Here is a 21,225-nt window from a genome sequence, read left to right as displayed (position 1 = left end):
ATAGTTTCGGCAGTTCATCGGAATTGGTTGGACATGTTACATAAGACCAAAGTCATTCTTTTTGGGGCGGGATTGATAGGCCGAGAGGTGTTGCCTAAGTTGGGGCAACACGTGCAGGTATTGGCTTTTTCGGATAATGACCCGGGAAAACATGGAAGCACAGTATTAGGTGTGCCGGTGATTGCTCCGTCGAAAATTCGTGAATTCGACTACGATATTGTGCTGATTTCCAGTACTTCAATATCTGATATATATGATCAATTGCTTACCCTGGGCGTAACCAAAGAACATATCGTTGTCGCCAACGATGCTGAACGAGGGCATTCGCCAGAATTTCCCTGGGATGCGTTCGGGTGTCTGGCGGTAATAGTCGTTGCACTGATCGCACTAGTGCTCTTTTCTATTTATACACTATTGGAATAGAGAATCGTATGTGTGGAATTGCGGGAATAGTTCAGTTCGAAAAGTGTCTGGATAGTCATCAGCTGAAAAGCTGTCTGGAAAAAATGTCCGCTACCATCGCGCATCGGGGGCCAGACGCAAGTGGCTTGTGGATCGATAATGATGCGCGCATTGGACTTGCCCACCAACGTCTCAGCATCATTGATTTGTCCGACCAGGCCGTTCAACCCATGTGGTCTCATGACCAGGCATTCTGCATAAGCTTCAATGGAGAGATATACAACTACCTGGAGTTGCGCAGCGAATTGTTAGGGGCTGGTCATGTATTTCGTACGCAGTCTGATACTGAAGTCCTGATTGAGGCGTATAGAAGATATGGTGCAGACATGCTGTCTCGCCTGGATGGAATGTTTGCTTTTGCGCTATATGATGTTCGTAAGGACATGCTTTTCGTGGCGCGTGATCCGTTCGGGGAAAAGCCGTTTTATTACACGCATACCGATAGGTATTTCGGTTTCGCCTCGGAATTGAAGGCGCTATTACATCTTCCGTCTTTTGACGATGTGGTGCCGTATGAGGAAGTATCCAAATACCTTAGTGCACAATATTTCGATGGGGAATCTACGATATACCGAGGCGCTAGAAAGCTTTTGCCCGGACACTATGCAACACTGGCTAGAGGTAAGCCGCTGCAGACCAAACGCTATTTCGAATTCAGGCCAGGTGAAAACACAAGGCATGCATCACTCGATGAATTGGCTGATGAGCTCGAGGACATTTTAGTCCGCAGTCTAAAACGTCGTTTGCGTGCAGATGTGCCGGTCGGTGCATTTCTGTCCGCAGGCGTAGATTCATCAACAGTAGTCGCTCTGGCGATAAAAAAGCTAGGAATTCCCATTAAGGCTTTTTCAGCAGGCTTTAAAGGATTTTCTGGCAGTGAACATGTCGAGGCTGAAGAAATAGCAAAACACCTGGGCGCGGAACATCGGGTTTATCTGGTATCGCCCGACGACCTGGTGCTTGGCGATCATCTGGGTGATTTGATTGACGAGCCCAATGGCGATACATCGCTTCTTCCTACCTATCTGTTGTGTCAATTTGCACGAAAGGAAGTCAAGGTGGCGCTTTCAGGCGATGGCGCGGATGAATTGTTTGGTGGATACGGCAGATATAGCCAGACTTTGAGTGAAGAAACGCTTGCAGGTCAGACATCCTCCGCCGGGCGTCGTTATTACAGCAATAGAATTCTCGTGTTTAATGATTCGGAGGTTTCTTGTCTTATTGGTAGACATCAGGAACATCACCATGATTTTATTCGTTCGCTACAGAACGAGGTCGACGCCTCCGGAATCGATGTGTTCTCCAGTTTACGCAAGACTGATGTTAATCACTATATGCCAGGCGCAGTGTTGGCCAAAGTGGATAGAATGAGCATGCGGCACGGTTTAGAGGTGCGGACACCTTTTTTAAATCTGGAGGTCGCGCGCTTCGCGGAAAAATTGCCTACGTCGGTTTTAATGCATGAGGGCGTTGGCAAATATTTATTGAAACACCTGGCGTCACGTTACCTTCCAAGAGAGTGGATGATGAAGCCCAAACGCGGCTTTGGTATTCCGTCTTATCAATGGGCGGGAAAAGCGCTGGCGACGCTGGCAAAAACGCGTCTGATTACAAACCGTAACCGCCGGACATTTTGGGCGAGCAGGACAGGGGTAGAATCATGGTTTGAATCTATAGAAGAAGGTGGCGATAATTGCGACTATAAGCTGTGGTCGCTATTGCATCTTGATAAGTATCTGCAGAACAGTGCTGGAAAGCCTCCGGCTGAGGTTGATGCATTGATGATTTGTAGTTTACGTCTGGCACTGGCGAAGGAGCATGCCGATGTTATTGGTCTGGCCACAAGAATCTTCCCCCGTTGGCGAAGCTTTCTTCCTAACGTAAAATATGTGGTATCCGAATGGGCTGATGATACCGAGGATACCATTACCGCAGACTGGTCGGCGAACGCTGCTACCGTGCTGGAAATGGTTTCCAGGATATATTCGATTGAAAAAATTTCCGTGATTCTTCTTGATAGAGGAGGGTTGGACAAGAAGCTTCGCCTTGAATTGCAGAGTCAGAATGTAGAAGCCGTATATTACTACCAGAATGCAAAGTGGGTTAGAGAGTCTTTCGATACGCAAAAAAATTCCCGTGAGAGACAAAGGACGCCGATGGTATTTAGTAAGGCGGAGGAATTGCCTCACCGTTTTCAGAAATCACTTGTTCGAGATGATTTTATTCGACAGCTTCCATTCATTGGTCGTCGCCTCTTTCCAGAAGTATCTTCCGAATGGCTGTTTCGCCAAAACACCGGGTTAATTCGGCGCGATACCTTGTCTCGCAGCGTACAGCTGGTATCGGAACTACATTCCTGGTATTCAATGAGTTCCCGCGAGAAAAAAGTCCTTCGACGCATCGCGACTTGGGCAAAGGAGTCCAGTCAGAAGACAAATGCAAGCGATTGGAAATCACAAAGAATAGCGTTGATTATTAGCGACTTCAGTTCTGGTGGTGCAGAACGCCAATTATCCAATCTTGCGGTTGGGCTGGCCGCGTCAGGCAAGAAAGTGAAAGTGATAACCTTGCACGGTTTGCAGGGAGGGGGAGCGCATTATCTTTCCTTGTTGCGTGGAAAAAATGTTGAAGTAGTATCGGGTACACAATCGTGCGATGGATTTGATGAATCCAATATCCCGGTAGACAATCTGACGTTGCCGATAGAGCTCATTGGTGAGCTTCCGGCGTTCATGCGTAAATATGTATGGCATGCCTTTAGTCATCTGGTTTCCTGGAAGGCCGATACGCTAATCTGCTATCTTGATCAGCCAAACCTTATGGGAGGTCTCGCCGGTCTTCTTGCCAGGATTCCGAAAATTTACATCTCTTTCAGAAATCATCATCCACAAAACTTCGAGTTTTATCATCGGTGGTACAAGCCATATTATCGAGCGCTCGCTTCCTCAGGCGCTGTTCAGATGACAGGTAACTCACAATCAGGAAATAATAGTTATGCTGACTGGATAGGTGTGGAACGACACCGCGTAGAATTAGTGAGAAACGGCGTCGACTTCTCTACGATACATGTTCCAGGCGACGAAGAAGTCAGAGCGCTGCGTAGTGAACACGATGCATCGAATATTCCTCTAGTGGTAGGCGTATTTCGCCTGGCCAGTGAGAAACAACCCATGTTGTTCTTAGATGTTGTTCATGGCGTTCAAAAAGTGATCGGCTCGCTCAAAGTGTTGGTATTAGGCGAGGGACCGGAGCGAAAATCACTGGAGGCTGAAATACAACAACGTGGTCTTGGCGACACCGTGAAGTTACTTGGTCGAAAAACCGAGGTGTCTACCTATCTGGGGGCCGCCGATGTGGTATTACAGACGGCCTGGCTGGAAGGAACGCCTAACTCATTGCTTGAGGCGCAATATCTTAAACGAGCAATCGTAACTACCGCTGCGGGTGGGGCCGCCGAGGCGGTACAGCACAACTATTCAGGTTTAGTCTTTGATACCAGTGAACCGGGCCCTCTGATCAATGCAGTATTGACTGTTCTTCAGGACGCGGAACTTGCCAGGACTCTCGGTGAAAATGCGTATAAATCGGTTAAGGAGCGATTCGGCGTCGACAATCTGGTGGCAAGTTATCTCAAACTGTTTCGGCAAGATTCGAAAGAAGAGGAAACAGTATAAGTCGCCCAGGTAATTCTACTTTCTGACCACATTGGCAACTATGCCGTTGCTGCCATAAAATATATCGGTAGAGCTGTTGTCCGCTGATTCTACCATTTCACTAATCTTTTCCAGCGTCTTGGGTTGGTCATATCGCGCACCTAATGCGTCAAACGTATCCATGATCGCCCATATCCGTCTTTCTTCATCTGACAGCCCGAGTCTTGTGTAATTCCAGCAAGGAATGGGTATCAGGCCTGCGAGATAGAAACCGATTTTCGGAATTTTTCTTATAAAAGTGTCTATCGGCAGATATTTTGGAATATAAAACCTAATGATCTTCAACAACAGGGCTGGAGGTAATCGCGAGCATATTGGTCGCCAGATTCTTTTAGGCGTAGACCAGGGCGATATCAGGCCAAGTTTTCTGTAGTAGTCGATAGAAATTTTCCCACCGGGTTTTAGTTTGGAAAATATTGATCGATAGGCTGCATCCGGATCTGGCGTATGCTGAAGTACACCGTAGCAAAATACATAATCAAAATATTTGTCTGGAAACGGAATATCGTATAAATCACCCTGAAAAAGGAATAGGTCGCCTTTGTTTCTGTTATTTGTGTAGTTCGCTTCTACCGCGCCGCTAAAGTCAAAACTGACAACTTTCGCTCCACATGCCAGAAGCACTTCGGTAAACCGGCCGGCTCCAGAGCCGACTTCCAATACCGTTTTTCCTTTTAGCTCAACCTCTGTCCATTTGGTGTTTGTCCAGAATCTTTTGGTGGAAATAGGTCTGCCTGAAACGCTGTCCAGCTGTGTCGCACGAAAGACATTCCACTGAAGTCCAAAATTCTCGGCATAATTACCGTTGCCACTAAATCTGGGTATTCCACCTTTTATGGGAATATTGCGTTGCTTTTCGTCTCGAGCGACAAGGCTTCCTTCTAAAATTTCATCGTCTTCTCGTGTATCGACGCTGAGATCAAATCTCTCCGAAAGATATTCCTTGTAAAGTGATTCCTTCATAGGGTAGTTCTTCTACACAAGGACACAAGAAAACTGTATTTGAGGGAAAATTTCATATGATTTGATGTTTTAACTCAACTCGTGTGCAACTTCTGTCGTACGTGTCTATTGTTGTCAGAGAGGGATCAGTATAATGAATTATGCCTAAATTCGGAAATGCAAGATGATGAAACTCCTGGCCGTCAGTCATAACCTTAATCTTGAGGGCGCGGCTATCAGCATGTTTGAGATGATATCGGCTGTCTCAACACAATCCGATCTAGAACCGATAGTGATGTCATTCCAAAACGGGCCGCTTGCTGCAAGATATCAGGAGAAAAATATATCGATGATGAGCCTGCCATTTTCCGAAGGTATGCTTCGTCGCGAAAAGGAAATCGAGACCGCTATCGGTGAACTAGCCAATTTAATTGAAAAACTGGAAATCGAAATGGTTTATGGCAATACGTTTTTAGCCTACCCGGCAATCATCGCAGCGCATCGTAGTGGTCGGCCGTCAGTGTGGAATATCAGAGAAAGTCAAAGTATAGATTATTGGCAGACGTATCTGGGCAGCAGACTGGAGCTGGCTATGGATGCGCTTTCGAAGGCGAGCAAGATTGTGTTTGTCTCCCAGGCTACGAAAACGCTATGGAAGGAGCGCGTCGCAGAAATTGCTGACGATTGTATTCCCAATGCACTAAATACGGCCGAATTTCTTAATAGAAAAACAGGATTGAGTCGTGAATCGTGGCGAGAAATGCATCAGATACCTACCGATGCCTGCGTATTTCTTTGTGTTGGCACATTTCACGAGCGCAAGGGTCAGATGGATATTTTGCAGGCGCTAAGTCGCGTGCAGGTAGACGGAGTGCCGGCCGTAGGGGTTCTTATTGGGGATGCAGGTGGTGAATATAGCGAGGCAATGAATGCCTATTGTATGGGCAGACAGGTAGATTGTCGTTTATTACCCAAGACGGATATGATTCTTGATGGCTACCAAGCGGCTGATGTGTTTATTTGCAGTTCTCGAAACGAGAGCTATCCACGTATCATACTCGAGGCCATGGAATGTGGTTTGCCCATCATTACGACCAATGTTTTCGGTATCGCGGAGCAGGTAGAGTTCGGAGAAAATGCCCTGGAATACGCGCCAGGGGATGTTGATGCCCTGGCAAACGCTATTGGCTTACTATGTGCGAATGTCGAAAAACGAAAGGCTATGGCGGAAAAATCACTTGCATTGACCCGGCGACATATCACCTTTGCCGACATGACAAAACGATATGCCGATATATTCGAAAACATCACAGGCCACATTTCAGTGCCTTGAAGTAAATATAGCTCTCAGCGCTGCTTTCTTCGCCAAAGAGTATAGATTTTATTGTTTATATTCGGGTCGGAGTTGTCGGAGCTGGAAAAGTACAGATATTCTCCTGTGTGGTTAAAGCGGCCCTCGCCTTTATCTTTAATAGCGGTAAGAGGTGCATGCGGAAATCCTATCAAGGCGCCGTCTTCGAACAACATGAGTGGGGAGCGGGTTTTATTGTCAGAGGTATTGGCGATAGCGATCTGCTCGGGCAAGTGTGTTTTGTAACATGCGCCGTCTTCGAGGATGAAAGGTCGGGTTATTGGTATTTCTTCGACAAAATAGTCGTTCTCGGGACTGATTGCCTGTTTTGTCATGACAAACTCGGTATTTCCGTGTCCACTGTTTATATTGACGATATTCAGTCCGCGTTCGTAGCAAAATCGAGCTACATCGCTACTGGTGGAAAATTCAATTGGGTAGCCGCCCAGCCAGTCTCGAACATCTGTCCAGAATTCCATACCCCGGCTTTTGTTATATTCATCGATTATGGTAAACGGGTTTTCCCCTTGCATGGCTCTGCCCTTGAGTACTCGCTCCCAGGCGTACCAGTTTTCCATTTCCTTTTTTTCCTCAGGGCCTGCGCGATTGTATTTTAGTTTAATATCGATCCAGTACTGAGGTGACGGGTTCTGATATACCTCGTCGGCGTATAAGGCGATATAGTAAACACCATCATCTTTGAGCGGTATTATTGAGTTGTTCACCGCATTCCACAGATCGCCAGTATGATGGAGAACGCCCCATGAGTAGACAATATCGCCTTTGGGAAGCGAGGACATAAAATCGCGATCCAGCACCGAGCCCTCGATTATCTTCCAGTTCTCAGGATGGCCCGCACGTTCCCTTAAAGACTTAGTCGCTTCCACAGAATCGGGATCAAAATCAAAGCTGATAATTTGACGAGCACCGGAAAAATAAGCAGCAAGTGAATGCAAGCCGCTGCCGCAGCCGATGTCAACAAAGTCTTTGCCCTGTAGATCTTCCAGTTGCAGGGTGTCAAGAAGATGCTTTCTGGACGTTTCAAGTCTGTCATGATCAAATTCTGTCAGAAAGGCCTGCCAGTTTTTGCCGAATTCGAAACGGATCGTTTCCGCGGATTCAGGGGCAACAGTTGATTTGTTCATACGCGTGAATTTGTCTCGCTATTGAGCTATAGAATGGTTTCAATGGATTATAAAAGCAAATTGATCCTGTTACAAAATGCTTTGCGGTTTTTTGGGGTTCACCACTTGGATAACAATTCTGATAACCGCTGTCACAAGCGACAGACCGTCTCCGTTCTGTAGAATAGACAGTTTGAAGGTCTCTTTACGGCTAGTCAATTGTGGCAAAATTCTTGAATGATTTCGTTGTTGTTCATAGGGTGGGGATAATTGAGACTCTTAAATGTAGGCGCCCCAGTATCGTGTTTGGCCAGCTGGAGCGAGGCACCGTTGTTAATTGTTCAACGGGAAAAGTAGATTGCGCCTGTGCTTTGTTTGAATATTGACGAAAGGATATTATGAATTTATCGACGCCTAAGAAATGCTATGTAATCTGTGCATCCCATCGCACCGGAAGTAACCTCCTCTACGCAGGATTAGTTGATTCAGGAATTGCAGGCATTCCCTTGGAGTACTATATGCATCTACGCGGGGAGAAAGGTCCGCTTCCTGCTCTATGGAAAAACTCACCCGAAGAGTTTAACAGGAGGATGTACGAAAAAGGTACTACTGAAAATGGGTGCTTTGGTGTAAAGATCATGTGGGAAAATCTAGAGGATATGAGGCGTTTTTACATATCTATACCGGAATGGTCGAATTTCAATGCCCCCGAAGTATTAGAAAATATTTTTCCCAACGCAAAATATATTTACATTTCCAGGCGAGATAAGGTCAGGCAAGCGGTGTCAATGGTAAAGGCAATAAAAACCGGCTACTTTACCAGTCGACAAGAGGACGAGGCAAAAGAAAAAGGTGAATATAAAACCGCAAAAGAATATGATCATGAAACCGTATTTCAACAATATAAACGACTATTGAAAGAAGATGAGCTTTGGCAGAATTACTTTAAACAAATAAATGTTTCACCTTATCGAGTTATTTATGAGGAGTTTGTCGATAATTATGAAAAAACAATTCGAAATGTGCTCGAGTTTATCGATGTTGAAGGATGGAATGCGATCGAAATCGGCGAGAAAGCTCTAAGAAAGCAAGCTGATGAGGAAAACGAAAAATGGGCAGAAGCGTTTTATAATTTTCTATCGAGTACAGAAATTAGTTAGTTTGTCTAAAAAGGCATTCGAAAAGGTATAGTTTCAGGTGAATGGAATAGTCTGAAAATATAATTCAAATTGTTATTGTAGAATTGCCTGTTGTGGGTGACGGCATACTCTTATGCGGTTAAATTCATAGTTGTATTAGGTGATTATTGTTTGTTTTTTCTAAAAGATAATTCTTTAATTAGTTTTTCAATATTGGGTATTCTGGTTTCTAGCTTAAGGAAATTATTCCATCGGATTCCACCATTTTGCGGAAACACTTGAGGGTATGGTGATGGTGCATCACTATATAAAATCGTCATTATGCCCATGCTAGACGATATATATCCTAAAAAAGTATCAGTGATAAATAGATCGAAACCCTCGATACAGTGTATTATTGCCGATAAGTTTTCAGAAATTATATGAGTGTGACGATCAAATTCTTTGCTATCGAAATCAAATATGTCTTCTAGCAGATTGTCTAGATGGAAAAAGTTGTAGTCTGGGATGTCAGAAGTGTATGCTTTGGATAGATATTGCGGGTTTCTTGTATAAAACCCAATCCGTGGCAGTTTGTTCTTGAATTTAATTTCACTGTCTTCAAATAAGAAGAATCGTTTCACCGGCTGTTCTATAGTAATATGGTTACTTCTTATAAGGTGTAAAATAAATCGTTCTAAGGTGGCGTGATAGAGCTTGTCGACAGGTGATGAAGATTCGAGTGTGCTAACAAAGTTTATATTAGAATACAGTCCTTTCAACGTTTCAATTGTGCCACTTGGGGCAATGATAGTGATGTGGCTTTCTAAGGTGTTGAGAAAGCGTAGTACCGGGCTCCATAAAAATGCATTTTCCCAATAGTGGCGTATATCCAGTACTAGGTCATCGTCAATGCGTATTTCTCCATTCCATTTTTTCTGTGTTAAGGGGCTTTGAGAAAAAGTGTGCCCTTCGCTAACTTCTAGTGCAATCTGAAGACTTCCTGCATCGTAAAGTCGGTCGATAATATAGTTAGTACTTTGTCGGTCATTTATCGTTCTCTTTAACAAGGTTTTTGAAGCAAACTCCGTAAATTCCTTATTTCCGTCTCTGGCAATCGCAGGTAGAGTTTCGTACAAAGCGAAAAGAATATCTGGCGATACGCAATTCGATGTGGTTGACTTCTCAATTCTATCCATCATTTCTAAGTTATTGTTGAGGATCGGTGCGTGACGAAAGAAATTGTAGATAAAGTCTGCGATCAATCCTGTTGGTACGTGGTTTTCTATTGATGAGTCAAGCGATATCATTCTGTTCCAAATAGAACTTTTTTCAAATTCATATGTATTTTTATCGTAATCATATGTGTCCGGATTGGGATTCAAAATCTTTTCCATAATGGGACATAATTCTGCTTTTACGGAGATTTGTTCATTTTTGTGTAGCTGTACATTTGCTTGACTAATAAGGCCACTTTTTAGTTGGTCAAATAGTTCATGGTTTCGACTAATGAATGGTCTAAAGTTACGTAACCAATGTCCCAGCGCACTGAAAAGCGTTCGTTCATTTGGGAATACTTGATTTAACAATGTAGTAGACGGATGCCAGGGATAGTTGTCCGCTCCCAGGCGCATGGGATCGTTCCCTCGTTTGCTGTTAAGGCGCCATATTGGTTTTCCAAGGGCGCCCGCGAGAGGTGCGTTTATGTTGCCAACTGTTATGATCAGGTCGAGAGCGGATATCAAAGCAGCGAGTTCGTCAATATTATTTCTTATATCGACACCATCGATAACCGAAAGCCTAAATCCGGATCTTTTCTCAAGGTCGTCATTTTCTTGCGAGATGTCATCGTACTGAAGATTGATAAAGTCTATATTGTCAGTAAATTGAAAAAGCTGTTTCCAGTCCCCTAGCGAGACATATCCGGGACGCCCGAAACCAGTACTTCCGCTGCGCCAAGAGAAGCCAACTTTTTTTCGCGGGCCAGTTTTCTTAAACTGTTTACGCCAAAAGTCTACTCGTTGTGAATCAGCATGAAGATACCTGCAGGTCTCAGAAAAATCCTCGATTGAGTTGCGAAAAAATATCGGTAGGCTTCCGAGAGGTGCGTGATAATCAGGAACTCCAATGTCATTCCAGTCATGTTGAAGTGTAATATCGTTTCTGGGGACGAAGAGCATCGTAGGAAAGCTTCGAGAAAAGAGCTTGATTAGGCGTTTATCGCACTCGACGATAAATTTACCTTGTAGCTTTTCGACGTCGGTTAGACAAGAGGCGAATAGTATTTCATCGCCGATTCCTTGTTCAGCGTGTAGAAATAAAGTCTTGTTGGTCAGGTCTTCACCTTGCCACTGAGGAAAGGTGAAGGCTCTCCGCTTGTGAGTTCTGATTTTTAGTCGCCATTCGTGTTCTATCCAACCTTCTCTGATGTGCCCTGCGCTTAGGAGTGCGAGAGAAAGATTGTTGTGTGCCTCTGCATTGTCAGGGTCTAGAACGAGGGATTTTTTAAGAGCGTCTATGGCTAGTTCTGGCCTCGACGTTCGCAAATAGGCTAAGCCAAGGTTTTGATGAATAGTGCTGTCGTTTGGGTTCAACACGGAAGCACGAGAAAAGTAATCGGCAGCTGTATTACAATTGCAGACTTTCCGTCCAGTGAAGTATATCCCTCCCATGGCATTCAGTGCATTGAAGTTATTTGGGTTCGCTTCTATCGCACGAGTAAGGTATTTCTCGGCCGTTATGTATTCTTTGCGGTTAAAATAGAATATACCTAACTCGGTGAGAATAAAGTCACTATTGTCGATTGAGGTAATACTCTTTAGGCATCGTTCAAAGCCAATAAGATCTCCAATATTCGAAGAAAGAACTGCTAGCTGCCACAAATGTCTAGGACTGGATTTGTCGTAGACTTTCTGTAATGCGATACATATAGTCTTCAAGAACTCCGTTGGTACGTTGGCTTGCGAAAGTGAAGTGGTATAGTTGGCATAAGAAATATAACGGTTTAAGCTATCCTGAAGAGCATTGTCATGGTTAGGAAAACAGCGTAAAGTTTCAATAGCTGTTATCACAAGCTTAATTAGATTTTCATCCTCTTTCAAAATAGCGTTCTGTTCAGCAATAGCCTGCGCAGAGTCATACATCTTTTCTGAAATATAGAGCTTATACAATACTAACTCAAAGGACTCGCCTCCTACTCCAAGTTTTTTCGCGCGTTCAAAATGTTGAATTGCTTCGTAGTGCTTTCCTTTTGATACATAGCACTTGGCGAGGTTTTTGTGAGCAATGGGAAAGTCATTCTTCAATTCTATCGCACTAAGATAATGACGTATTGCCAATTCCATGTTGTTAGAATTTTGGTAAGCTATGCCGAGCAAATAAAGCGGTTCATAGGCATTGGGTTTTAAAGATTGTACTTGCGACAGATACTTGGCGGCCGTGTGCCAATCCTGCTTGATTAGATAGCCTTTCCCAAGCAAGGTCAATATATCAACATCATTAATCGAGCGATTTAGTGCAAGGCTAAGATGCTTTATTCCATCATCAGTTCTATTGTTTTCTACATACAACTTTCCAAGTATATAGTGGGCAAGAAAATTCTCCTGTGATTCGCCGAGCGCAGATAGACACCTAGTTTCAACGGCGCCCTTCTCTCCTCGATTCCAAAGTTTCTCAGTCTCATTTGCCCAGGTTTGATCGAATTTCATAGGGTAAGCTATATATGCCTCTATTTACGAAAAATCACATCTAATGCTGTATGTGTTTTGCTAAACCTTAAGCAAAAATTACGCCCAACGACAATTTGTCCACCGGAGGCAGGATGGCCGGTGCTATCGGGATATATAGCGCTTTGAGTAGAGCGTGAGATTTGTTGTTTTCATGTTTTGTAGGGGGAGAATCTATATTGCCAATCGGCTGCAAAACAAAATGTCAGACATTCATGAATTTTCGAGGTATGCGGGCATTATCGTTTAGGGGTATGGAAGTCAAAAATGCAATAACCGGCGTATCAACATTTCCATAGTTGAGCAATCTCAGGGTAGAAATCCTGATACGCACGTTCGATGTTCGCCATCAGTTCTGATATGGAAACAGGGAAAACACCCTCAAGGGAACTGAGTTTTACCCCGTCAAATATCGCGATACATTCCTCGAACTCGTGTAGCAGCATACTGCTAATGGCATCAAACTTTTCCTCCATTTGTGCTTGGCATGACCTAACGATATAGTTGTATGTGTTGACTGGTATTCGAAAGTTATTAAATTTCTCTGTGAGCTGAAGGTATGCATGAATCTCTCTATGCGGCGAAAGATACTTATGCCAACATTCAGGACATTCAAGCCTAGCGATACAATGTGCAAACTGGCTATAAACAATCTCTCCGTAACTGGACAATCGAATGACAAATGGCATTTCGTTTATATTCAACTCAATGCCTTTCTCAAAAAGAAACCTGTCAAACTGACTGTTTTCTTTTATCGAGATAGGGGAAAAACGGTTTTCTATTTCGAAAAATACACTCAACTGCTCCGTGGTTGCTGATAATGCAGGCGGCGACAACGCGGACATATCTATGGCGGCATGTTTACCCGCCCTTTGGCAAATCTTTATAGCCTCCAAAAAATGATGTTGAGGAAGCTGACGAAAAAGTGATGAAAAAAAGGCAGCAATATCTGTCGGCGGAGACATGTTTCTTGCGATGTAATGAAAAAGGCTCCCATTGGCGAATCCAAACAAGCCATCATTCGGATTGCGGATCACATTTAGGCAAAAGGTTTCGTGCGTGGTCCCGAGTAAATATGGTAGTTGGTACAAGTCTGTATACGAGTGAGTCTGTATTATGATAGGTGTGTCGGAGGCATGTGCGAGGAGATGGCTGTTCTTTAGCCAGTACTCGGATTCTCTATATGGAGGTACATATATTCCTTGATTGCTAGATAATAACTTGTGAATGGCAATGGTGCCAACATTGCCTATTGAAATGATAAAACGAAAAGGGTTCATTTTTCATCCGCATATTTGGGTGACAAAACAAATGTGTTAGTATCGTGTAACTTTAACTACTCGTCAATTAAAGGTTTTCCTTGATGAAGAATCCGCATTTTGATGACAACAGGGTGATTTGGAAGAATGCCTACAGTGGACTGTATCAACCCGTGGAGTACAGCATTCAGTTTGATCTGCAGTGGCGCTTGTTTCTAGAGCAAAAATCGGGGTTCACAAAGCTGGCCGGCGTAGAAACTGATGATGCATGGATTGATGATCGTGTGTTTGATTTAACTGGTGTCAGTGGCATGATAAGTGATGACAAGGCGGCTGGTGCGCGTGGTATTGGTGGGAGACAAAAACTCGACTTGAATTTTTCTGCCAATCACTTTGAAAACAAACACTGTCTTGATGCAGCCTGTGGTGCCGGTCGCTGGACGAAAACTTTGATGTCACTTGGTGCACGGGTTAAATCTATTGATGTGTCGGAGGCCGGTTTGGAATCGGTAAAGAGATTTAATCAAGATGTGGAGAAGTTGGACATATTTCAGATTAAAACCCGACCAGACCTACAAAGCCGGTTTGATTTTACTATCTGTTGGGGAGTGGTTATGTGTACCCATGACCCCAAGCTGGCTTTTGATAATGTTGCGGCCTCAGTAAAAAATGGTGGAGAGCTCTACGTCATGGTATACGCGCCCACATATCACAGCCGTGCAGATATTTTGCAGCACCGGTTGCATTATCACACGAAGTTAAAAACTAATGAAGAAAGACTGGCATATGCCTACGAAATCGCCGACCGTCCCGAGAATGTCGCTACTTATCTCGATATGTTAAATACTACATACAATTGGGTTGTGGAGGAGGAAACTATACATGGGTGGTTTCACAATAATGGATTTAGTGAAGTTATAACCTTGAACGTTAGTGAGAAATTTCCTGTTGCTTATCATGTATTGGGCCGCAAACGTGAGTTTATGAAACCGCAGTATGATGATTTGGGAAATAGCATAGCAGAAGAAATTGATTTGCAAAATTTACGTATTGTTGATATTGATCAACCCATCCGTAGCGATCAAGGCCACGCATGGTATGTCAAGTTAGCAAATTACGAATCAGAGGCGGATTCAGAACAAAACCTCTATCGTTCGAGGTTAATTTTGCTAGAGGATGGCAGGCCACTGTCAGAGCGCCACTGTAATCATAATGTAATCCGAGAAAAAGGCGACGGTCGATACTCTCATTGGAGAGGTGGGCTGCTTTTTTCCACTTCGGATAACAGTGACCCTACAAAGAACGGTCGTCACTACCAGTTGGCTTTTCTGAAATAACATTAGCCCAGTATAGGCTGTATGCTAACCAATTTTGTAAAGATGCGGTTGATATAGTTGTTGGTAAATTTATATCTGTTCTCGTCCAAAGGGACGACAAAAATGCCAGACCCAGAGTTTTTGAGTTGTACCAAATATGGAATGATCTGCTAACTCTTTGCGTATGGTTTAATAAACTAAAATGAACTGAGTTTCAAATTTATTAATCTGATTGTAAAGTCCTATTTATGATAGCCAAATGTTTTTTCTTACCCTGCCGAACCAAGTTCCCCAAGGTAAGACACCAAATGACTCTACACTACCATTGTCAATATGTTCATTAACCCATTTACTGACTAAAACAGCCTTGTGTATAGCTCTTTTGCTCGTATAGTCATCCATAACTAATATGCAACTATCGGAGAAGTATCTTCCGTATGTATTAACATCCGCTTCTACATCTCCGTCGGCGTCGACGAAAAATAGCCCGATTTTATCTCGAGAAAGTTCAGTGACTACCTTTGTTACTACATGTACATCTCTGCTTGAACCTTCGATTACGAAAACATTTTCTGTCAATTCGTAAGACGCTATATTACTTCTTAAATCGTTTACTATATTCTCGGACGGGATTAGGGGGTGATCTAAATAGCTGCCGCCCTTTTCAATTGTGATGACGGGTGCTCCACACCTTTCGCTTATACCTTTCGCCAAGGCGACTGTTGAACCTCCAACATACGGGCCAATCTCCAATACTCTTCCATTGGCGACTTTCGCGAAATATAGCATTAGGAGAAGGGTAGATTTACTTAGCATCGAGATGCGGTTTAGGCTAGTAATTAGATTAGAAGATGGGTGAAAATCCACACCTCTTGCATAATGATGTAAAAAATCTTTAGAAAATTTGTGTTGTTCGATACCTGCCGGAAAGTTATATTGTGCATACAAATCGTTGTAAAATTTATAAAAGTAGGTGTCAGACAATGCTATTCTATCTTCACTAATTCCCATATCTAGTAGCTGGTCGCGAGGTTCGCTGTACTGAGATATGCAGATGATGACTAAATCAAAACAGACCTCAATCAATTGAGAAGGGGGGAGTATCTCTATTCTACACTGGTAGCTACTTTGTTTCTCTAGGTCATTATCGATTATGGCGATCACATGGTATCGAGCAGGCAAGATTTCAAGAAGATGTTCTGTTCGTTGACTTGACCCGAACAATACTACCTTCTTGGAACTCAAGTTCTTAGTTGAATGATTGCACATAGTAAATTCTTGTTCAAAAATCTAGTCGAAAAGCAGGATAAACGCTATTGACTATGAGTATATGAATATTTCATCGCTGGAAAATTGATTTTCCGTGCACCGCATGCGTATCGGTCTATCGTCAGGCTTTTCGATAAACGCAAATAGATTTTCTGGCTCTATCTCTTCGGCACCACCACTGTAGTAGATGTCGATTTTTGCACGAAAAAACAGAGGCGCCTTTATTTGAATTTTCTGGTGAGTCTGTTTACGCAAAATAGAAAACTCAAAATAGAAAAAGGATGGTAAATATGATTGTATGGTAACCCTAACGCTCCCTCCTGCAGATTTCGGTGTATGTAAATCAAATTCGATAGTTACATATTTTCTTGCTGTGTTGAAGCTGGAATGTTTGTATCCCCGTAGTTTATTTGTTAGTTCTATTAATACAGTATTTGTCACTTCAAGAGACTTATTTAGTTCTACAATCGTTGTTGATATTGATTGTGTATTTGTGAGCCGCTTTAGATCGTTAAAGTAAACAATGGCTTGATCGTATAGATCTTGCATTGTGAAGTATATGTTGCTAATCCTTTTAAGGTCACCGCTTGTGTGAAGAAGCTTGTGATTTAGGTGGTCAAAATTACAGGTATTGGTGGCAGAGCGCTGTAAAAAAGTGAGTGACCTATTCAGTTCCTCAATGCCGGAAAAGTGAACCTCTCCTATCGGGACCAAGTCGGCCTCAGATACGGAGGAGTTACTTCGTATGAGTGACTTAGGTGTTTTTAACTCTCCCATCCATTGTGACTCAAGTAACGCAACAGCCTTAGTCCTCCAATCCATCATGTCCTGACAAACATAGGTAGCCTTGTACCAAAGCCCAGCGTCAGACATAAGTTTGTCAACCATTGAGCGAAGTTTTAGAGCTTGCACCCAGATTTGATAAGACGTTTCAAACCCTTGCAGTATTGAATCATAGTGACTGTTGTTTAACGACTTCTCCTTCGGTATTTTGTCACGTCTTCTTGAGGCCCTTTTGGCCTTAAGTGTTTCAATTGACCAGTCTAAAGCAGTAATTGGATTTGTGCTTGTCTTGAGCGTTTTCACGACTAGCCGATGAATATCCTCTAGTATGTCGGTTTCATCGACGAAGTCAGGCTCGGAAAAATATTGATTCTTGATGACTTCCTTCAATATTCGACTGGCCGCAATGCCATGAGCCTGGGGAGATGGATGATAGTCGACTTCGGAGGCTCGAAGATGAAGAAGATCCTTTGTCTTTAGAGGGTCACCAAACACAGGTGATAGGTCAAGATAGTCAAATGCGCGTTGTGCACAATGTTTTTTCAATATTTCCGCAGGTGAATACGAGTGCATTAAGGGCAGATAGTAGTAATACACTATCAAACATGGTGTTTCGAGTTTTTTCACTAAAGTATCAAACTTGTCTAACGCTTGGAGGAAATGCGGAAAATACTCTCCTTCCTCGTTCCACATATCCCTAATGTGATCTTCAAAGGTGTGTTGAGAATGGTCGACGCCGGGAAAGTCGGTGTCGTTGTAGCAAACAGGTAAAATGAGTAAATCCGGTTTGTATATGCTTACAAGCGGTTCGGTTCTGTATAGGCTGTGAAAGAAAGAATGCCCGCACACGCCAGCATTAATGACTTCAAACGAAAGAGACAAAAATGTTTTGTTTAGTAGCGACTCGAGTTGACGAGGCATGGTCTCATCGTATTTTACCCCCTGGCCATATGTCATGGAGTCGCCGATACAAAGTACTCTTTTAACGCCTTGAGGCTCCATTTGAGGAGAAACTATTTCTCTGCTTCCGAACAGCATATTTTTATCCGTATTAGTCTAATGAGGATAAATAAATTCCACAACATAGCGATTATCGTCTTCCTTGAATGGAAAATGATCGATATTAGTTGCCGCGATTGCCAAGCACTGAATGAGCCAGTCAGGAGCGGTTTGTTGACGTTTCAGCTGCTCAAGCAGTTTATGAAAGTCTTCTTTCGAGTAATTGCTGTGTGCCATTGCTAGTACTCTTTCTCGACCAGAAAATTTTCTATAACCAGATAGTCAATATCTGTATTCTCAAAACAGTTTAAGGCATCTTCTGGTGTGCACACTATTGGTTCGCCTCTGATATTGAACGAAGTATTGATAAGTATTGGTATATCCGTGATTTGGTAAAAACTGGAGATAAGTTTGTGAAAGCGTGGGTTATCGGTTTCACTAACTGTTTGCAAACGCGCAGTATTGTCGATATGCGTAACAGAAGGAATGACTTTGTCTTTTCCTTGCCGTACAGGGGTGACAAACAGCATATAGGGTGATTCAATATTGCACTGAAAATACGTTTCCGCATGTTCAGCCAGAACAGCAGGTGCAAATGGACGAAACTCTTCTCTAAACTTGATTCTGGAATTAAGAATCTCTTTCATATCGGGGTGAGCGGGATTGGCAAGTATGCTTCTATTTCCCAGAGCGCGTGCGCCAAATTCCATTCGTCCTTGTACCCATCCAATAATCCGATCTTTGCTTAGGAGGTCGGCAACTCTGGAGCACAATTCATCCTCGCATAGCTCAGTATAAATGGCCGCATTTTTGTCGAGCTCGAATTTGATTTGATCACGAGTATAAGAAGGGCCCAAATATGGGGTGAAGGGCTCTACCGTTCTGGTTTTGCTGGAATCCAGGTTGTGGTGCGCAACTAGCGCAGCGCCAATAGCCGCACCATTGTCACCTGCGCCAGGTTGTATCCACATTTGTTCAAAACCAGAACTTTTTAAAATCTTCCAATTTGCTACGCTGTTTAAGGCAACACCTCCCGCAAAGCACAAGTTGCGTTGTCCGGTCATTTCCCTTAGGTTTCGCGCGAGCGCAATCAAAATTTCCTCTGTGACAATTTGAAGTGACGCCGCAATGTCCATATGACGCTTCTCCAAAACGGAATCTTTGTTCCTGGCTGGGCCGAGCAGACTCTCTAGTGCAAAGGTGTACATCTGGGTTTTGCTGTGTTCGAAGGAGAAATAGCGCATATCGAGGCTAAATGATCCGTCGCTATGCAGCTTAATCAGTTCTCTAATTTGTGTAACATAGTTGGGCTTCCCATAAGGCGCCAATCCCATCACTTTATATTCGTCATTATTGGCCTTGAAGCCAAGAAACGCCGTTAATGTGGTGTATAGCATCCCTAGTGAGTGGGGATAATGAATTTCACGGAGTTTGGTGATGTTTGTTTCGGTTGCGGTTGCTTGCAGAGTGGTAGACCACTCCCCGACGCCGTCTACTGTAAGAATTGCGGCTTCGCGAAAAGGTGAACAGTAGTAGGCGGACGCGGCATGTGACAAATGATGATCTGAATACAGAATCCTTCCGGTGTAGTCGAATTTTGACTCAAGAATTGCGGGAAGAAAGCACTGCTCATGTAGTGCCTGGCTTACTTGGGTCTGAATAAGTTCGTATCCCGCCTTTTGATGTTTGGCCGCCGTGACTAACGCGCGTTCGAGTTTCTTCAGTGGTTTCTCATAATAGCAAATCGCATCAATATCATCGATCTCGAGTTTGGCAAATCGTAGACAAAAGTCGATAGACGACTCCGGAAAACGGTTGTCGTGTTTTTTTCTGGTAAAGCGTTCTTCTTCGGCTGCAGCCACAACTCGGCCATTCTGAACAAGAGCCGCACTGGCATCGTGAAAATAACAAGAAATGCCTAGTATGTTCATTTTCTATCCTCTAATAGAGGCTATGCAAATCAGAAGGCATGGGACTTTCTATCCATGTCGAATCCTCAACTGAAGTTGTATTCGAAGTTTCATCTGGAACACAGGACAAGATATCTTTAAAAATTCGAGCAAGTAACTCGTTTTCAGGACTATGAAGAGGATTTTCACCGGGTTCACTCATGTCATACCTTTCACGAAAGTTTACGGTCAACTGGATTGATGACATCAAAGGCATTATAAGGATAAATAGTGTAGATAAACAATCATTTGTGTAACGTGGATTTAGTGGTTGCAAGCTTGTGAAGGTGTTTGATAATGTCGTCAGGCACTGGCTTTCATCGGCCGACAACTAAGCCAAGAGGGGGATGCTTTGCAATTTCAGCCCGGAAGCTCTGCGCGGCACGACGTATTGGCTTTCTATCGAGATATGCCTTTCAATTTTCACGAGAGTGCAAGTGAGGCGGCGGAGCGTATAGCGAAGATGAATATATGCGACGTATACCCTGTTCTCGAAAGGTTTTTGCGTCCTGCTACGCGGGTGTTGGAGGTTGGTTGCGGAACCGGTTGGCTTTCCAATGCAATCGCCTATCATCATCATTGTCAGGTTTTAGGTATCGATTTTAACAGGGTAGCAATTGAGCGATCAAAAGAGGTTGAAGGTATTTTGGGATCTGGCGCTGAGTTTCTTGAGGCAGATCTTTTTTCCTTTGAAACCGCTGAAAAATTTCGGCTAATCATTTCGCTCGGGGTTTTACATCATACAAGTGATTGCCTGGGTGGGGTACGTCACATATGTAGAACGTTGCTGGCGCCGAAAGGTCATCTATTTTTAGGCTTGTATCATCGTTATGGGAGGAGTCCATTTCTGCAGCACTTCGAGGACTTGAAACGACAAAAACTCAGCGAAGAGAATTTGTTTGTCGAGTACAAGCGCTTACATGGCGATCTGCATGACGAACAACATATTTTGTCCTGGTTCAGGGACCAGGTGTTGCACCCATATGAAACTCAGCACACCATCAAGGAGCTATTGCCGATCTTCGAAGAGGAAAATATGGAGCTTCGCTTCACATCCATAAACGACTTTGCGAAAGCGTGGTCAATTGATGAGCTACTTGATTTGGAAAGAGCGTTTGAAGAAAAAGCACGCCGTGACCTGCTAGAAGGAAAATATAACCCTGGCTTTTTTGTCGTGCTCGCGCGCAAGTTAGATTCTAAATAGCCTGAAAAATT

Annotated in this window: 14 protein-coding genes; 6 read left to right on the top strand and 8 right to left on the bottom strand. The window is 43.5% G+C overall.

What is annotated here, in order from left to right; translation table 11 throughout:
* The first annotated feature begins 33 nt into the window (after positions 1 to 33).
* Complete coding sequence (locus OEZ43_07980) at positions 34 to 423, top strand: hypothetical protein (GenBank protein MDH5545514.1); 390 nt, start codon at positions 34 to 36, stop codon at positions 421 to 423.
* Positions 424 to 431: 8 nt separating this feature from the next.
* Complete coding sequence (gene asnB, locus OEZ43_07975; protein ID MDH5545513.1) at positions 432 to 4,136, top strand: asparagine synthase (glutamine-hydrolyzing); 3,705 nt, start codon at positions 432 to 434, stop codon at positions 4,134 to 4,136.
* Positions 4,137 to 4,151: 15 nt separating this feature from the next.
* Here the strand turns inward: asnB and OEZ43_07970 are convergent, their stop codons facing one another.
* Positions 4,152 to 5,138 (bottom strand): methyltransferase domain-containing protein, encoded by a 987-nt coding sequence (locus tag OEZ43_07970; protein MDH5545512.1) that lies wholly within the window; start codon positions 5,136 to 5,138, stop codon positions 4,152 to 4,154.
* A gap of 163 nt (positions 5,139 to 5,301) precedes the next feature.
* Between OEZ43_07970 and OEZ43_07965 the strand changes: the two genes are divergently transcribed.
* Complete coding sequence (locus OEZ43_07965) at positions 5,302 to 6,450, top strand: glycosyltransferase family 4 protein (protein ID MDH5545511.1); 1,149 nt, start codon at positions 5,302 to 5,304, stop codon at positions 6,448 to 6,450.
* Positions 6,451 to 6,464: 14 nt separating this feature from the next.
* Here the strand turns inward: OEZ43_07965 and OEZ43_07960 are convergent, their stop codons facing one another.
* A complete protein-coding gene (locus tag OEZ43_07960) occupies positions 6,465 to 7,613 on the bottom strand; it encodes a class I SAM-dependent methyltransferase (GenBank protein ID MDH5545510.1) in 1,149 nt (382 codons plus the stop codon).
* A 377-nt stretch (positions 7,614 to 7,990) separates the two neighbouring features.
* Between OEZ43_07960 and OEZ43_07955 the strand changes: the two genes are divergently transcribed.
* Complete coding sequence (locus OEZ43_07955) at positions 7,991 to 8,752, top strand: Stf0 sulfotransferase family protein (protein MDH5545509.1); 762 nt, start codon at positions 7,991 to 7,993, stop codon at positions 8,750 to 8,752.
* A 143-nt stretch (positions 8,753 to 8,895) separates the two neighbouring features.
* Here OEZ43_07955 and OEZ43_07950 read toward each other — a convergent pair whose 3' ends face one another.
* Both OEZ43_07950 and OEZ43_07945 read right to left on the bottom strand, forming a co-directional pair.
* On the bottom strand, positions 8,896 to 12,417 hold the full coding sequence (locus OEZ43_07950) for a tetratricopeptide repeat protein (GenBank protein ID MDH5545508.1): 3,522 nt from the start codon (positions 12,415 to 12,417) through the stop codon (positions 8,896 to 8,898).
* 302 nt (positions 12,418 to 12,719) lie between these two features.
* A complete protein-coding gene (locus tag OEZ43_07945; GenBank protein MDH5545507.1) occupies positions 12,720 to 13,400 on the bottom strand; it encodes a hypothetical protein in 681 nt (226 codons plus the stop codon).
* Positions 13,401 to 13,798: 398 nt separating this feature from the next.
* On the opposite strand from OEZ43_07945, the gene OEZ43_07940 reads away from it, so the two are divergent.
* Positions 13,799 to 15,031, top strand: coding sequence for a class I SAM-dependent methyltransferase (locus OEZ43_07940; GenBank protein MDH5545506.1), 1,233 nt, complete (start codon positions 13,799 to 13,801; stop codon positions 15,029 to 15,031).
* 225 nt (positions 15,032 to 15,256) lie between these two features.
* Here the strand turns inward: OEZ43_07940 and OEZ43_07935 are convergent, their stop codons facing one another.
* The 4 genes from OEZ43_07935 to OEZ43_07920 form a co-directional block, all read right to left on the bottom strand.
* The gene (locus OEZ43_07935) at positions 15,257 to 16,021 is read right to left on the bottom strand and encodes a class I SAM-dependent methyltransferase (protein ID MDH5545505.1); all 765 of its coding nucleotides are present in this window, start codon (positions 16,019 to 16,021) and stop codon (positions 15,257 to 15,259) included.
* A 309-nt stretch (positions 16,022 to 16,330) separates the two neighbouring features.
* Entirely contained in the window at positions 16,331 to 18,100 is a 1,770-nt protein-coding gene (locus OEZ43_07930) for an SGNH/GDSL hydrolase family protein (GenBank protein MDH5545504.1), read from the bottom strand.
* Between the two features lie 18 nt (positions 18,101 to 18,118).
* Positions 18,119 to 18,298, bottom strand: coding sequence for a hypothetical protein (locus OEZ43_07925; protein MDH5545503.1), 180 nt, complete (start codon positions 18,296 to 18,298; stop codon positions 18,119 to 18,121).
* Between the two features lie 2 nt (positions 18,299 to 18,300).
* The gene (locus tag OEZ43_07920; GenBank protein ID MDH5545502.1) at positions 18,301 to 19,992 is read right to left on the bottom strand and encodes a carbamoyltransferase; all 1,692 of its coding nucleotides are present in this window, start codon (positions 19,990 to 19,992) and stop codon (positions 18,301 to 18,303) included.
* A 370-nt stretch (positions 19,993 to 20,362) separates the two neighbouring features.
* Between OEZ43_07920 and OEZ43_07915 the strand changes: the two genes are divergently transcribed.
* A complete protein-coding gene (locus tag OEZ43_07915; protein ID MDH5545501.1) occupies positions 20,363 to 21,214 on the top strand; it encodes a methyltransferase domain-containing protein in 852 nt (283 codons plus the stop codon).
* Positions 21,215 to 21,225 lie beyond the last annotated feature (11 nt).

This window comes from Gammaproteobacteria bacterium (assembly GCA_029881255.1).
Classification (GTDB): domain Bacteria; phylum Pseudomonadota; class Gammaproteobacteria; order S012-40; family S012-40; genus JAOUMY01.
The sequence above is the reverse complement of the archived record's forward strand: the minus strand, read 5'-3'. Positions and strand labels throughout refer to the sequence as shown.

What these genes read in the sequence shown, in the direction of transcription:
- OEZ43_07980 (MDH5545514.1), top strand. Translation starts at nt 34, where the DNA reads ATGTTACATAAGACCAAAGTCATTCTTTTTGGGGCGGGATTGATAGGC.
- asnB (MDH5545513.1), top strand. Translation starts at nt 432, where the DNA reads ATGTGTGGAATTGCGGGAATAGTTCAGTTCGAAAAGTGTCTGGATAGT.
- OEZ43_07970 (MDH5545512.1), bottom strand. Translation starts at nt 5,138, where the DNA reads ATGAAGGAATCACTTTACAAGGAATATCTTTCGGAGAGATTTGATCTC.
- OEZ43_07965 (MDH5545511.1), top strand. Translation starts at nt 5,302, where the DNA reads ATGATGAAACTCCTGGCCGTCAGTCATAACCTTAATCTTGAGGGCGCG.
- OEZ43_07960 (MDH5545510.1), bottom strand. Translation starts at nt 7,613, where the DNA reads ATGAACAAATCAACTGTTGCCCCTGAATCCGCGGAAACGATCCGTTTC.
- OEZ43_07955 (MDH5545509.1), top strand. Translation starts at nt 7,991, where the DNA reads ATGAATTTATCGACGCCTAAGAAATGCTATGTAATCTGTGCATCCCAT.
- OEZ43_07950 (MDH5545508.1), bottom strand. Translation starts at nt 12,417, where the DNA reads ATGAAATTCGATCAAACCTGGGCAAATGAGACTGAGAAACTTTGGAAT.
- OEZ43_07945 (MDH5545507.1), bottom strand. Translation starts at nt 13,400, where the DNA reads ATGTCTCCGCCGACAGATATTGCTGCCTTTTTTTCATCACTTTTTCGT.
- OEZ43_07940 (MDH5545506.1), top strand. Translation starts at nt 13,799, where the DNA reads ATGAAGAATCCGCATTTTGATGACAACAGGGTGATTTGGAAGAATGCC.
- OEZ43_07935 (MDH5545505.1), bottom strand. Translation starts at nt 16,021, where the DNA reads ATGGGAATTAGTGAAGATAGAATAGCATTGTCTGACACCTACTTTTAT.
- OEZ43_07930 (MDH5545504.1), bottom strand. Translation starts at nt 18,100, where the DNA reads ATGCTGTTCGGAAGCAGAGAAATAGTTTCTCCTCAAATGGAGCCTCAA.
- OEZ43_07925 (MDH5545503.1), bottom strand. Translation starts at nt 18,298, where the DNA reads ATGGCACACAGCAATTACTCGAAAGAAGACTTTCATAAACTGCTTGAG.
- OEZ43_07920 (MDH5545502.1), bottom strand. Translation starts at nt 19,992, where the DNA reads ATGAACATACTAGGCATTTCTTGTTATTTTCACGATGCCAGTGCGGCT.